Source organism: Amycolatopsis sp. VC5-11, assembly GCF_037034185.1.
Taxonomy (GTDB): domain Bacteria; phylum Actinomycetota; class Actinomycetes; order Mycobacteriales; family Pseudonocardiaceae; genus Amycolatopsis; species Amycolatopsis nivea.
Genome location: NZ_JBAGKF010000012.1, coordinates 180345 through 193309, shown reverse-complemented (window position 1 = coordinate 193309; position 12965 = coordinate 180345). Strand labels below are relative to the sequence as shown.

16 protein-coding genes are annotated in these 12965 nt (G+C 69.3%); 8 read left to right on the top strand and 8 right to left on the bottom strand.

All coding sequences use genetic code 11. From position 1 onward, the window contains the following. The 4 genes from WA670_RS30500 to WA670_RS30485 all read left to right on the top strand — a co-directional run bounded on the left by WA670_RS30500 (nt 1) and on the right by WA670_RS30485 (nt 4177). A complete protein-coding gene (locus tag WA670_RS30500) occupies nt 1–1170 on the top strand; it encodes an iron-containing alcohol dehydrogenase family protein (RefSeq protein WP_336159602.1) in 1170 nt (389 codons plus the stop codon). A 189-nt stretch (nt 1171–1359) separates the two neighbouring features. Further along, a complete protein-coding gene (locus WA670_RS30495; RefSeq protein ID WP_037813314.1) occupies nt 1360–3057 on the top strand; it encodes an APC family permease in 1698 nt (565 codons plus the stop codon). Nucleotides 3058–3338: 281 nt separating this feature from the next. Further along, nucleotides 3339–3752 carry an SRPBCC family protein gene (locus tag WA670_RS30490; protein ID WP_037813313.1) on the top strand — a complete coding sequence of 138 codons (414 nt, stop codon included), beginning with the start codon at nt 3339–3341 and terminating at the stop codon, nt 3750–3752. Continuing rightward, entirely contained in the window at nt 3749–4177 is a 429-nt protein-coding gene (locus WA670_RS30485; protein ID WP_134662394.1) for a MarR family winged helix-turn-helix transcriptional regulator, read from the top strand. Before WA670_RS30490 ends, WA670_RS30485 begins: the two co-directional genes overlap by 4 nt. Nucleotides 4178–4769: 592 nt before the next feature. On the opposite strand, the gene WA670_RS30480 is transcribed toward WA670_RS30485, so the two are convergent. From WA670_RS30480 to WA670_RS30470, 3 genes are all read right to left on the bottom strand, one after another. Then, the gene (locus WA670_RS30480) at nt 4770–5372 is read right to left on the bottom strand and encodes an SRPBCC family protein (protein ID WP_336159601.1); all 603 of its coding nucleotides are present in this window, start codon (nt 5370–5372) and stop codon (nt 4770–4772) included. 117 nt (nt 5373–5489) lie between these two features. Beyond that, complete coding sequence (locus WA670_RS30475) at nt 5490–5837, bottom strand: hypothetical protein (protein ID WP_078870475.1); 348 nt, start codon at nt 5835–5837, stop codon at nt 5490–5492. Nucleotides 5838–5870: 33 nt separating this feature from the next. Further along, entirely contained in the window at nt 5871–6803 is a 933-nt protein-coding gene (locus tag WA670_RS30470) for a LysR family transcriptional regulator (protein WP_336159600.1), read from the bottom strand. Nucleotides 6804–6904: 101 nt separating this feature from the next. Here WA670_RS30470 and WA670_RS30465 point away from each other — a divergent pair, with 101 nt between their 5' ends. Then, nucleotides 6905–7786 carry an NAD(P)H-binding protein gene (locus WA670_RS30465; RefSeq protein ID WP_336159599.1) on the top strand — a complete coding sequence of 294 codons (882 nt, stop codon included), beginning with the start codon at nt 6905–6907 and terminating at the stop codon, nt 7784–7786. Nucleotides 7787–7795: 9 nt separating this feature from the next. Then, complete coding sequence (locus WA670_RS30460) at nt 7796–8155, top strand: darcynin family protein (RefSeq protein ID WP_238607009.1); 360 nt, start codon at nt 7796–7798, stop codon at nt 8153–8155. A 51-nt stretch (nt 8156–8206) separates the two neighbouring features. On the opposite strand, the gene WA670_RS30455 is transcribed toward WA670_RS30460, so the two are convergent. From WA670_RS30455 to WA670_RS30435, 5 genes are all read right to left on the bottom strand, one after another. Next, on the bottom strand, nt 8207–9349 hold the full coding sequence (locus tag WA670_RS30455) for a M48 family metalloprotease (RefSeq protein WP_238607008.1): 1143 nt from the start codon (nt 9347–9349) through the stop codon (nt 8207–8209). Between the two features lie 373 nt (nt 9350–9722). Further along, on the bottom strand, nt 9723–9995 hold the full coding sequence (locus WA670_RS30450) for a DUF3040 domain-containing protein (RefSeq protein WP_037813297.1): 273 nt from the start codon (nt 9993–9995) through the stop codon (nt 9723–9725). Beyond that, nucleotides 9989–10309 carry a DUF3618 domain-containing protein gene (locus tag WA670_RS30445; RefSeq protein WP_238607007.1) on the bottom strand — a complete coding sequence of 107 codons (321 nt, stop codon included), beginning with the start codon at nt 10307–10309 and terminating at the stop codon, nt 9989–9991. Before WA670_RS30445 ends, WA670_RS30450 begins: the two co-directional genes overlap by 7 nt. Continuing rightward, complete coding sequence (locus WA670_RS30440; RefSeq protein ID WP_037813293.1) at nt 10290–10715, bottom strand: phage holin family protein; 426 nt, start codon at nt 10713–10715, stop codon at nt 10290–10292. The genes WA670_RS30445 and WA670_RS30440 overlap by 20 nt, the downstream gene beginning before the upstream one ends. A 54-nt stretch (nt 10716–10769) precedes the next feature. Continuing rightward, nucleotides 10770–11327: a hypothetical protein gene (locus tag WA670_RS30435; protein WP_037813291.1), complete on the bottom strand. Its 558-nt coding sequence runs from the start codon at nt 11325–11327 to the stop codon at nt 10770–10772. 117 nt (nt 11328–11444) lie between these two features. Here WA670_RS30435 and WA670_RS30430 point away from each other — a divergent pair, with 117 nt between their 5' ends. Together WA670_RS30430 and WA670_RS30425 are read left to right on the top strand one after the other, a co-directional pair. Next, the gene (locus WA670_RS30430; protein ID WP_037813288.1) at nt 11445–11864 is read left to right on the top strand and encodes a CBS domain-containing protein; all 420 of its coding nucleotides are present in this window, start codon (nt 11445–11447) and stop codon (nt 11862–11864) included. A 198-nt stretch (nt 11865–12062) separates the two neighbouring features. Further along, nucleotides 12063–12920, top strand: coding sequence for an SDR family oxidoreductase (locus tag WA670_RS30425; RefSeq protein ID WP_037813286.1), 858 nt, complete (start codon nt 12063–12065; stop codon nt 12918–12920). The last annotated feature ends 45 nt before the right edge of the window (nt 12921–12965 follow it).

The window sequence follows — 12965 nt, the reverse complement described above, 5'->3', positions numbered from 1 at the left end:
ATGCCGGAGATCTCAGCCATCGAAATCGGTCCGTATCCGGCTGCCACGTTCGCCGCTGGTGCCGTTGACCAGCTGCCGCGATTGATCCGGGCGATCGGCGCGCGGAAGATCGTGCTGGTCAGTGATCGCGGGCTCGTCGCGACTCCGTTGCCCGAGCAGGCAGCCCAGTTGGTATGTCAAGACGGGCTCGCGGTCGAGATTTTCTCCGAGGTGCACCCGAATCCCACCACCGACGACGTCGACGCGGGCGGCGCTTTCGTGCGCGCGGCCGAGGCGCAGGCGGTGGTCTCGCTGGGCGGCGGGTCCGCTTTGGACGCGGCGAAGGCGATCGCGCTGGCCGCCGTCAACGACCGTCCGGCCGCCGAACTCACTTGGAGCACCGAAGTTTCGGCGGACCTGGTGCCCGCGTTGCCGATCGTGGCGATCCCGACCACGTCCGGCACCGGTTCGGAGTGCAACGACCTCGGCGTCATCACCGATCCCCGGCAGCAGCGCAAGTGCTACCTCGGCGGCCCGGCTTGCCTTGCCCGGTACGCACTTCTCGACCCGGCGCTCACCCTGAGCCTGCCGCCGCGCGCGACCGCGGCTGCTGGGATCGACTGCCTGACCCATGCCGTGGAGTCCTTTCTCTCCGCCCGGCCCAACCCGTGGGCGGATGGTCTGGACCTGCAAGCCGTCCGTTTGGTCGCGGAGAACCTGCGCCGCGCGGTCTCCGTCGGCGGAGATCTGGCGGCGCGGGCGAACCTGATGCTCGCGGCGCACACGGCGGGCCAGGCGATGCGGACGACCGGACTCGGCGTGGTGCACGGCATCGGGCACTCGCTCGGCGGCCGGTTCGACCTGCCGCACGGCCAGGCGCTCGCCTTGGTGCTCGCCGAATGCCTGCGGTTCAACCGCGCGGTGCGGGAAGAGCGGCTGGCGCGCTTGGCGGAACCGCTGGGCGTCGCCGATGCCCGGAAATCGGTCGCGCACAACGCGGACGCGGCGATCGCGGCGGTCGAACGCCTGGTCGCCGAGGTCGACCTGGCCGGCCGGCTGCGCGAATTCGGCATCGGCGAAGGGGATCTGCCGGACCTGGTGGCCGACACCCTGGCGGACGGGGTGCTGGCGAACACCCCGCGGGAGGCCTCGGCGGCGGACGTGACCGGGATTCTGCGAGCGACCTGGTAGGCCGGCGCGGGAAACCGGTGATGTCGGACATAACTCGCGAATACCGTTGTGCGGCAACGGCGAACCGAGCAAGATCCCGGCCTGGCACCGAATGGTGCACAAGGTAACAATTTTATGTCCGCTTATTCTGCGCGCACCGCCGCGGGAGGAGAGTGGAAGCGGACCGCCGACCCGGCAGGAGGCCGCGCCATGGACACAGCCGGAACGACCGAACAGCCGTCCCCAGCGGTCGTCGCGGGCGACGACAAGCGGCTGAAGAAGCACTTCGGCCCGATCGGGCTGCTGTTCACCGCGGTGGGGTCGATCATCGGGTCCGGATGGCTCTTCGGCGCGCTCAACGCCGCGCAGCTCGCCGGGCCCGCGGCGATCGTGTCGTGGGGGATCGGCGCGGTCATGTTCGTGCTGATCGGGATGACGTACGCCGAATTGGGCACCATGTTCCCGCATTCGGGCGGCGTCGCGCGGTTCCCGCACTATTCGTTCGGTTCCTTCGCGAGTTTTTCCATGGGCTGGGTGACATGGATCGCGGCGGCCGCGGTGTCGCCGATCGAGGTGCTCGCGGTCGTCCAGTACGCCACGAATTACCTGCCCTGGCTGGAAACGCTCGACGCCGACCGCAACGCTGTGCTCACCCCGGCGGGCACCGGGATCTCGATCCTGCTGCTGGCTTTCTTCGTGCTGGTGAATTTCTTCGGCGTGCGCTGGTTCGCCCGGATCAACAATGTGCTCGTGTGGTGGAAACTCGCGGTCATCGCGCTGGTGATCGTCGTTTTCCTGGTGACCGCGTTCCATCCCGGGCATTTCACGGACTACGGCGGATTCGCCCCGTACGGGACGCACGGAATCTTCTCCGCGGTCGCGAGCGCGGGCATCGCGTTCTCGTTTTTCGGCTTCCGGCAAGGCGTCGAACTGGCGGGGGAGACGGCGAACCCGAAACGCAACGTGCCGCTCACGCTCATCGGTTCGGTCGTGCTCACCGGAATCCTGTACGTGCTGCTGCAGATCGCGTTCATCGGCGCGGCCCCGTCCGACGCGATCGGCAAACAGGGCTGGGAACACGTCGGCTCGAACTTCACCGCGGGCAGCGACGTCCTGGCCACGTTCGGCCCGCTCGCCGCGATCTCGAGCGTGCTCGGCATCGGCTGGCTGGCCACCCTGCTGTACGCCGACGCGATCATCTCGCCCGGCGACACCGGCCTGATCTACACCGGCGTCACCGCGCGCATCTCGTATGCCATGGGGCGCAACGGAAACGCGCCGTCCGGACTCGCGAAGGTGAACTCCACCGGCGTGCCGTGGGTCAGCCTGATCCTGGCGTTCGTCATCGGCTGCTTCTTCTTCCTGCCCTTCCCCGGGTGGAACAAACTGGTTTCGTTCGTCACGAACAGCACTGTGCTGTCGTTCGGGTCGGGTCCGCTGGTGCTGCTGGCGATGCGCAGCCAGCTGCCGAGCCGCGAGCGCCCGTTCCGCCTCGGCCGCGGCTTTACGTGGGCGGTCGCGTTCCTGGCGCTGTTCTCCACCAACCTGATCATCTACTGGACCGGGTGGGACACGAACTGGAAACTGTTCGTGGTGATCGCGTTCGGCTATCTTCTGCTCGCGCTGAACCAGGCGTTCGCGAAGAAGTCGCCGAAACTGGACTTCCGCCACGGCTGGTGGGTGCTGGTGTGGTTCGCCGGGCTCGCGGTGATCAGCTACCTCGGCACGTATCCGGAGGCTTCGAAGCATGCCGGGAACCTGGGAGTCCTGGACTTTTCGCTGGGTGCGGTGGCGTCGCTGGTGCTGACCGCGGTGGTGATGGCGTTGGCGCTGCGGAGCGCGCTGCCCGGGGAGCGGGTGACGGAGATTCTGGCCGAACGCCGGGAGGCGGACGAAAGCCCTGCGTGAGGTGCGGCCGCGCTCGTTGACTGACCATGGCCCTGGTTTCGACCGCGGCGCGGCCAACCCCGATGCTCGCCTGTGCGTGCGGGGACTCGGGCTGCTGGCCGCATGACTGTGGCCGGTGACGAGATCGCCTGGGATGCGTTCGAGTAGCCGTACCGGGATCACCGCCTGCTCGCCCGCGCCCAGTGCGACGCGGCCATACTTCGCCTGACCATCCTGGTCGGGTGGTCTTGCCAGATAGTCTGCGCGCAGATAGTCTCTGCGCATACTAACTGGGAGGGCTTATGTGGACCACTGACTACAGCGCGGAGACGTCGGCGAGCCCGGAGGCGGTGTGGGCCGCGCTGCGGGCGTTGCACAGCGGGACGTCGTTGAGCGAGCGCAGTGACCGGTTCGAGTTGCACGGGCCGTTCGAGAAGGGGACCGAGCTGTCGGTCACGCCGCAGGGGCAGGACACGTTCCGTTCGCGCATCACGGAATTGGCCGAAAACGAGGTCTACGAAGACGAAACCCGCTTCGGCGACGTGGTGCTGCGGTTCCGGCACACGCTCGCCCCGCTCTCCGGCGGCGGGACGCGCGTGACGCATCGGCTGGAGATCGAAGGCTCGGCGGGGCCGGAGCTGGGACCGCAGATCAGCGAGGACTTTCCGGTCGCCATGAGCGATCTCCTCGGCTACGCGGAGCGGTCCGCACGATGACGCGGTTCGCGGGGCCGGGGGACAGTCCGGGTTTTCTGCTGTGGCACGTGACTTTGGCGTGGCAGCGGCGGATCCGGCAGACGCTCGAACCGCTGGGGCTCACGCACGTGCAGTTCGTGCTGCTCGCGTGCTGCTGGTGGCTGGAAACGCACGGAACACCGCCGCGGCAACAGGAACTGGCCGCGCAGGCGGGGACCGATGTCAAGATGACGTCCCAGGTGATCGCCCGGCTGGAGGCGGCCGGACTGGTGACCCGGACGGTCGACTCCGGTGACACCCGCGCGAAACTGGTGCGGCTGACCGAGAAGGGCCGGGATCTGGCCGGTCGCGCGGTGACCGCGGTGGAGCAGGTGGACACGGAGATGTTCGGGACGGACGCCGGGCCGTTGCTGCGGACGCTGCGGTCGGTGCTCGACTCGGAGTGATCGCGGGAGCCGGGGTCGCTTCGGTCCGGGTGTGGTCTGAGCTGCGGGCGGTCGTGGGGGCGGGTTTGTGCGGACGCGGGGTGGATTGGTGGTGCGGCGGAGGTCTCTCAGCGGACTTGCGCGGAGGCGGGGTGGTGCGGCGGAGGTCTTTGGGCGGACCTGCGCGGCCGCGGGCGGATTGGTGGTGCGGCGGAGGTCCTGGGGTGGACCTGTGCGGAGGCGGGCTGGTGCGGCGGGGACCTTTGAGCGGACCTGCGTGGCTGCGGGGTGGATTGGCGGTGGGGCGGAGGTCTCTGGGCGGATCCGCGCGGAGGCGGAGTGGTGCGGCGGAGGTCTTGGAGCCGGGTTCGTCGCCGCGGGATCCGTTGCGCCGAGGTGCCGGTTTCGCCGGACGGCCCTCGTGGCGGCTGGTCGGTTCGGACGCGGCGCGGGTTGGTTCGGCGGAGTTCTTGGCGGCGGGGAACTGTTGGTGGCCCGGAGGCGCTGACGGTGGTCGGCGCGGGCGTCGGTTCGGCGGGCTGCTTTCGCGGCCGGTGCCCGGGCCCCGGGTGACCCGGTGGCTGACGAGCTGCAGCGGCGGCCGGGGCGCGGGTCAGCCGCGGCAACCGGTTTCGGCGGTGGTTTTCAGGTCGCTCAGCCAGGTCTCGAGGCCCATGTCGGACGTCGGGTCGGCTTGGGGGCCCGAGTGGCTTTCTTCGGTGCGGACGAGGACGCCGTCGCGGGTGGGGCGGAAGGTCCAGACGTGGACGCCGTCGATGTGGTAGCCGGTGGCGTCTGCCGGGCCGGTCCAGCGGAGGCAGTTGCCGCGCTGGAGTTGGCGGACGGTGGAGTTGATGACCACTGTGCTCGGCGGAACCGAGGGCACCTGGACGGTCGCTTGGAATCGTGAATGTTTGCGCAGCGGGCCGGGATCCAGGCGGCGCACGGTCATCGGGGCGGCGGGTTTCTGCCAGGACGTCCAGGCTTCCACGTCGGTGTGGAGGTCCCAGATCCGGTGCAGCGGGGCGTGGATGAGGATTTCGGCGCGGTGGCGGGCTTTCGCGGCCGGGTCGACACCGTGGCCCTGGCAGGTCGGCGAGGCCGGGCCGGGAACGGCGGCTTGGGCGGGGGCTGGGGTGAGAACGGCGGCCAGCGGGACGGCGAGCAAGGCTGTGCGGCGAAGGGGGCGTGAGGTTTTCGGGTTGATGCTGCGCATGGGGCTGCTCCGGGGAGTTAATAGACTTAACGAGAGTGAAAGCCTATAGCGCAGCGTTGGTGAAGGTCAATAGGAAAGGTGAAGGGGTTTAACTGCGGCGTGGGGGGTCGTTCGGCGTCAGGTGCGGAGGAAGACGTCCTCCAGGGCGAAGGTTGGCTGCAGCTGCACGCGCATCCGGCCGAGGCAGTCTTCGGCGCGGTACTCGACGGCGATGACGGGGCCGGGTTGGTGGATCGTCAGCACGGTCGCTTGTTCGCGGAAGACGTCGACGACGACGTCCGGCCCCTGGCGGTACCGGAGGCGGACGCTCCGCTCGACTGGGTCCCAGCTGAGGTGGAGTTCCCCGGTCTCGGATACGGGGATCTTGAGTTCCCGCACGTAGCTGTCGCCCGACGCGTCTTCCCATTGCGGGAGGGTGTCGAAAACGGAGAGCCATACCTCGTCGTCGGCGACTGCGAACTCCACGCGGGGCAACTTACCGCCAAAACAACACGACCCTCACGGGATCGCGCAAAGCGTCCGCCGCACCGCGGCCCGGAGCCAGCGGTGTGCTCCGTCGGCGGACTGCCGCGGATGCCAAGCCATGCCGATCTCCAACGGCGGCAACGGGACCGGGATGTCGAGAAGTCGCAGGCCGAGCGCGGTCGCGTCGGCGGTGAGCGGCGAGGGCGGTTCGCCGGGGAGCGACGCGGGGATCAGGCACACCACATCGCTGCGGGCGGCGACCGCCATCGCGGCCAGGTGGCTCGGCAGGACGATCGCGACCCGGCGGCGGAGGTTGTGTTCGGCCAGCGCCGCGTCGAGGGGGCCGGCGAACCGGCCGCGGCGGCTGACGGCGACGTGGTCCGCCGCGGCGAGCCGGGCCGGGGTCAACGGTTCCGAAGCCAGGGGGTGATCGGGGCGGACGGCGGCGACCATGCGCAAAGTGAGCAGCTTTTCGACCTGCGTCTCGGGATCGACGTGGTCGATGGAGCCGACCTCAAGGTCCAGGCGGCCGTCGCGGAGGGCTGAACCGGCTTCCAGTTCTTCGGCCCGGACGCGGAGCGAGATGCCGGGGGCTTCCTCGCGGGTGAGTTGCAGAAGCCCGACAGCGAGGGCGGCGCCGACCAGGTCCGCGGTTTGGATCGTGAAAGTTGACCGCAGTGTCGCGGGATCCACGACGGCACCGGGGCTGAGCAGCGCGTTCAGGCTTTGCACCACGGCGGCGGCTTCGTCGCGCAGGGATTGGGCGCGCGGCGTGGGGACCATGGCTTGCCCGGCCCGGACCAGCAACGGGTCTTGCAGGATGCGCCGCAACCGGGCGAGCGTGCGGCTCATCGCGGCCGGCGAGGTGTGCAGGCGCGCGGCGGCGCGGGTGACGCTCTGCTCGGTCAGCAGGGCGTCCAAAGCGACGGCCAGGTTGGCGTCGATCGCCGGATTCAGGCTGTTCACCAGGGTAATTCCATTTCAGGCAAGGATTGCGTGCCGAAGTTCCCATTGTGGCATCGCGGCGGCGCTCAGCAGGATCGAGGGCGTACCCCACGGAGGTTTTCATGATCGTCATCACTGCCCCTACCGGAAACATCGGCAGCCGCGTGCTGAGCGAACTGCTCGACGCGGGCGAGGATTCGCGGGTGATCGTCCGCGACCCCGCGCGACTGCCGGACGCGGTGCGCGAGCGCGTCGAGGTCGTCGTCGGTTCGCACGGCGACCCCGAGGTGGTCGACCGGGCTTTCGCGGGCGCGGACGCCGTTTTCTGGGTCGTGCCACCAGATTCCACCCGGACTCCGGCAGAAGGCTGGAGCGGCTTCGCCGGCCCGGCGGCGAAAGCGCTTGTCGCACACGGCGTCGGGCATGTCGTCGGGGTCTCGGCGCTTGGCCGCGGCACCGCGGTCGCCGACCGGGCGGGGCTCGTGACCGCGTCGCTCGCGATGGACGAGCTCATCGCGGGCACCGGCGTCGCGTATCGGGCGCTGGCCAACCCGTCCTTCTTCGAGAATCTGCTGGAGGAAGTCGATTCGATCCGGGAGAGGGGCGTTTACAGCGACGTCCTGGACCCGGACCGCAAGGCTCCGCTCGTCGCCGTCGCGGACATCGCCGCGGTCGCCGTCCGGCTGTTGCGAGACCGGTCTTGGACCGGCTTCGCCGACGTCCCGGTTCTGGGGCCGGAAGACTTGTCTCCCAACGACTTGGCCCGCATCATGACCGAGCAGCTCGGCCGTCCGGTCCGCTACGAGCGCGAGTCGCTGGACGACCTGCGGTCCACACTCATCGGCTACGGGCTCAACGAAACTTTCGTCCACGGCATCGCGGACATGAAGTACGCCAAGGACAACGGCCTCGACGCCGGTGTCACGCGCACTGCCGAAACCGCGTCTCCGACCACGTTCGAACAGTGGTGCGCGGAGACCCTCAAACCCGCTTTCGACGCCTAAGGATCCGCAATGTCCCTCGAAAATCCGCCAGTGACCGCGTTCCTGCTGGTCAAAACCACGCCGGAATGGCTCGCCCTGACCCCGAAGGAACGGGCGGCCGCGTTCGCCACCCAGGTCGTCCCGGCGATCGAAGCGAAAACCACCGGCGTCCGGTCCCGGTTCTACGACACCGAGTTCTACTCCGCGCGCGTCACCGACGTCTGGGTCTGGGAGGCCGACGACCACCACGCCTACCAGCTCCTGATCGACGCCCTGCGCGAAACTCCGTTCTGGGACCGGTATTTCGAGATCGTCGACCTGCTCGTCGGCACCGAGAACGGCTACGCCCGCACGTACGGCTTCGACCCGCTGGCCACCATCGCCACCTGAACACGCGAACGGGCCCCGTTCCGTGAGAAACGGGGCCCGCTCCGGCGTGGCTCAGTGCGCCGCGGCCAGTGCCGCCGTGGCGGGCGGCATCAGCTTCGGGTATTCCTTCTGGAACTTCTCGATCATCTTCGCGGACGGGATGATCCGGTTCGGGTTGTTCTGGCTCACGGCCTGCTTCTCGCCCCACGCGCCGGCGGCCTTGCGCTGGTCGGGGGTGCCGTGGCTGTGGTAGCAGTCGCCGATGGAGGCGTCGAGGTACGTGACCTCCTGCTGCGTGCGGGCGTTCCAGGCCTCGCCCTTGGCGTGCGCTCCGAAGTAGCCGCCGTAGGCGTCCGGGCCCATCTCGCCGGATTCGTCGCGCGGGTAGTTCTCGTGCGCGAAGTCGACCTGGTGGCCGTACTCGTGGCCGACGACCGCTTCCACCGACACGTCGTCGAAGCCGAGGTGGTTGACCACGTCGAGCAGGCCGTCGCCGAGCATGATGCGCTTGCCGCCGAGGCTGTCGGCCGGGGCGGAGAACGCGTTCAGGGTCAGCAGCGGGTGGCGGCCGCCCTGCAGCGCCGGGACCTCGTAGAGCACCTTGGTCGCGAGCGCGCCCGCTTCCGCGGCCCGCTTCGGGTCGAGGCCGAGCTTGAACGTCTGCGTGGTGCGGTCCTGGCTGCCCAGGTCGGTGCCCTTCCAGGCGACCAGCTGGATGTTCCAGCTCTCGATGTCCCAGAACCCGCGCAGCTTGTCGATCGTCGCGCCGGCGCGCGGCGTGTACTGCCCGTCGGTGCCGAAGACCTGCGGGGTCTTGTCGCTGGCGACGGCCTGGGTGTAGAGCTGGCCGATCGCGCTCAGCGCGCTGAGCGCCTTGTTCTCGGTCGGGGACAGCGAAGACGCGAGCTTGTTCGCGTACGTCAGCAGCGATCCCTCAGTGCAGCCCGGGATCGGGCCCTGCGCGGCGTGCGCCTGCTGGCCCGGCCGCTTGACCGGCGAGTCGAACAGCGGGTCGACGCCGCGCAGCGCGTTCGCGGGCAGCCCGTTGTAGAGGTCTTCGACGTCCTGGTACAGCTGCGCGATGTCCTGGTCGACCGACGTCGGCTCGGCCGCCCGCGGCGCCGCGGTCGCCGGGACGGCCGTGGCCATCGTCAGCGCCGCGAGGGTGCCCGCCGCGGCGAGCGTTCTGCCGAGAATCCTGGTCCGTTTTCGCATGGGCCCCTCATTCCGGTTTCAAGATCACCAAGTACGCCCAACCCTAAGACGATCTTGGACGCGGAAACCGGGACGAGGGAAAGAACCCCGGGATGGCCCACGCCTTTCGGCGGGTTTTCGCCCTGCGGACATCGGCCGAAAGTACTATCGGGCAACGGCGGCCGCGGTTCCGGCGAACCGGGCATCCGGGAAAACGGGACAAAATGGGCTTCGCTGCGCAAGGGAACCAGAATGCCGTGCGAGGAAAAGCAGCGAAGCCGGGGAAACCGACGCTGTAGCGGTACGACTGGCGGCGGGCGCGCAGGGCGAAAGCATTTGGCAGTCCGCCAACAACGGGGAGCCGGTGCCGTTCGTCGTGCTCAGCGAACGCGGCTCAACGGGAGGATCCGGCTTTCCAGTGCCGCACCGCGAACGGCCCGCCCAGGAGCGCGGCGAGCGCGACCACCCCGGCCACGATCATGCCCGGCCGCGAGTCGAACGCCCCGGTCGCGATCATCACCACGCTGGTGACGATCGCCAGGATCTCGAGCGCGGAACGGCGCCGACGCCCGGATCCGCGGGCCAGCTCGGCGCTGAGCCGCGGATCCGTGGCGGACAAACCGCGTTCGATTTCGTTCAGTGCACGCTGTTCCCGATCGGTCAGCATGCGTCGCCTTGCTTCCGGTGTGCGTGCCGGCGGCGGATCAGGAAACGAAGCACGAACACGCTGCCGAAAACCGCCGCGAACAGCGGGAGCGGGTTGTTCCGGACCGCTTGCGCGCCGGCGCGGACCTTCTCCGCGGCCGGTGCCGATACGGTCTTCTCGACCTGTTCGGCGGCCCGGTCTATGGTCGCGTCGACCTTCTCGGCGGCCCGCGTCCGGACGTCCAGCTTGTGGCTCAGCGCGTCCAGCGTCTCGGCCAATTCCTCGCGGGTGACGTCCCGGTCCGCCCGGGCCTGCTCAACTTTGCGTTCGGTCATGACCGCCCCCCTTCATCGTCTCGACGTCTTCGCGGACCCGTTCGACGGATTCCTCCGGCACCACCGGCCCGGCGCTGCGTGCTTCCTTGCCGCCGACCAGCGCGGCGAGCCCCGCGACCAGCAGCAACGCGCCTCCGACGATCAGCGCGGACAGCCAGCCGGGCACCACGAGCGCCAAGGCGAGCACGGCCGCGGCGATCAGCGTCGCGCCGCCGAGCAGCGCGAGCACACCGGCGAACCCGACCAGCCCGGCTCCGATGCCGAAGCGCTTCCCCTTCGCCTGGAGCTCGGCCATCGCCAAGCGGAATTCGTCTTGGAGCAGGCGCTTGATGGAAGTGGTCAGATCGGCCGCGAGGTCCGCGGTGGACTTCTCGTGCGCGGGCGTCCGGTTCATTTCCTCCAGCACGGCTTCCTCCCTTCCTTTTTCGAGGCGTACCCGGCAGGGGGACGGCGAAACCGATCAGCGGGATTCCAGCTGTGCGAGGGTTTCGCGGAGCGCGTCGACGACCCAGTCGTGGCCCAGCGGCAGCGGGCTCGGCACCTGGTCGCCCGGGTCGTCGCGGCTGTGCGCCAGCACCTCGACTTCGACGCCGGACTCGCGCAACGCGGCGATCTCGGCGTCGTGCTGGACCAGCCAGGCTTCGTCGGCGACGGCGGCGTCACCGGGGCTCACCACGCCTTCCGCCGCCGGGTCGACGAGCAGGACGGACCGCAGCGAGCCCGAATGTTCGGCCGCCAGCTGCAGCGCCTCGGCAGCGAGGGGACCGCTCGTGACGAGGTCGCTGTGCCCGGGAGCGGCAAGGGTTTCCGCGGTTTCGCGCCACGCGCTCTCGACCGGAATCCGGTACCAGAGGATCTCGTGGTCCTCGGCGAGCGGACGCCAGGTGGCGGGCAGGCCGTCGTGTTTGGCCGCGCCCGCCGGGTCGAGCACGATCAGCCGGGGCGCGCCGGGCCGGCCTGCCGCGACCAGCGGCGGGCCTTCCGCGCGGACCGGGTCGGACGGGAACGGTTCTGGCATGTCGGCTCCTTCCACGCGCTCCGGTTACCCGGGCGGGCGGAGGAGAAACTGCCCGGGAGGCGTAACCGCCGGGAACGCGGGTAGCCGGGGAGTGACCGGGAGGAAGGAGAAGAACCCATGACCACCGCCCGCGATTTGATGACACCGAACGCCGTGTGCGTGCGCGAGTCGGACACCGTGAACGACGCCGCGCAGACGATGGCGCGCGAACAGCTGGGCGCGCTGCCGGTGTGCGGCGAGGACAACCGGCTGAAGGGAATGCTGACCGACCGCGACATCGTGGTGAAGGTGATCGCCGAGGGCAAGGACCCGCGCGCGGTGCACGCGGGCGAGCTGGCGCAGGGAGAAGCGGTGACGATCGGCGCGGACGACGACGTCACCGAAATCCTGCAGACCATGTCGCAGCACCGGGTGCGCCGGCTGCCGGTGATCGACGGCCACGACCTGATCGGCGTCGTCGCCCAGGCGGACGTCGCCCGCGCCATGCCCAATCCGGACACCGGCGTGCTGGTCGAGGCGCTGTCGCACGATTACTGATCGCCCCCGCGTTTTGCCTGTCGCGGGCCGGGGTAACCGCCGCGCATCCGCAGAGCGGGTTCAGGGGGCGAAGGGCCGCGCAACCGTCGCAGGGGGACGGTTGCGCGGCCTTTCCCGCGTCGGAGCGGGCCCGCGATTGAACGGCGGCACAGCGGGTAGCCGGAAAGGAACAGAACCGACTTTCCGGGGAGGACTCCCGTGGCCGACCGCATCCGACCTCCGCAGCAGCAGGACCCGCCGGGCACCACCGCGGAAATGGACCCGCAGCCGCGCGATTCGATGACCGACTACGAGGGCCGCGGCCTGCTGACCGGACAACGCGCGCTGATCACCGGCGGCGATTCCGGAATCGGCCGCGCGGTGGCGATCGCCTTCGCGAAAGAAGGCGCGGACATCGCGATCTCGTATCTCAACGAGCACGAGGACGCCGAGTACACCGCGGACCGGGTGCGCGCGGAGGGCCGGGAATGCCTGCTGCTGCCCGGCGATCTCGCCGAGGCGAAGCAGTGCCGGGACATCGTCGAGCGCACACTGTCCGAACTGGACGGACTGGACATCCTGGTCAACAACGCGGCGACGCAATGGCCGGTGGACCGTCCCGAGGACCTGACCGAAGAACAGTGGATGCACACGTTCGACGTGAATCTGCACAGCTATTTCCGGGTGACTGCCGCCGCCTTGCCGCATCTGGGCGATGGCGACGTCATCATCAACACCGGTTCGGTGAACGGCTTGCGCGGCAATAAGAGCCTGATCGATTACTCGGCGACCAAGGGCGCGATTCACGCGTGGACGTACGCGATGGCGCAGGCGTTGGCCGACCGGGGGATCCGGGTGAACTGCGTCGCGCCGGGTCCGGTGTGGACGCCGTTGATCCCGTCGACGTTCCCGCCGGACAAGGTGGAGAAGTTCGGCTTGCAAGCGCCGATGCAGCGGGCGGCGCATCCGGATGATCTCGCGCCGTCGTATGTGTTCCTCGCGTCGAATCGGCTGTCTTCGTATTACAGCGGCGAGGTGCTGGCTGCATTGGGTGGGGAAACCGTGCCCGGCGGCTGACCGCTGAACGTCCGTGAAGGGCTCCTTGCCGGAATCTAGTTCCCT